The organism is Bacillus pretiosus (assembly GCF_051294775.1).
Classification (GTDB): Bacteria; Bacillota; Bacilli; order Bacillales; family Bacillaceae_G; genus Bacillus_A; species Bacillus_A wiedmannii.
In genome coordinates, this window is the sequence record NZ_JBPPHF010000463.1 from 1 (window position 1) to 287 (window position 287).

1 rRNA gene is annotated in these 287 nt (G+C 50.2%); it reads left to right on the plus strand.

Annotated features, from left to right (window positions below):
• Positions 1-287: ribosomal RNA gene (locus ACSG5Z_RS31740) — 23S ribosomal RNA — on the plus strand; the annotation flags it as partial.

A 287-nucleotide genomic window follows, 5' to 3' on the forward strand; every position in this document is an offset into this window, starting at 1 on the left:
TTGTGTATAAGAGTCAGTTGCAGTACCAGCACTTTATCGGTTGAGCAAAGGAGGGACGCAGAAGGATAGAAGAAGCGTGCGATTGGTTGTGCACGTCCAACCAGTTAGGCTGATAAGTAGGCAAATCCGCTTATCGTGAAGGCTGAGCTGTGATGGGGAAGCTCCTTATGGAGCGAAGTCTTTGATTCCCCGCTGCCAAGAATAGCTTCTAGCGAGATAATAGGTGCCTGTTCCGCAAACCGACACAGGTAGGCGAGGAGAGAATCCTAAGGTGTGCGAGAGAACTC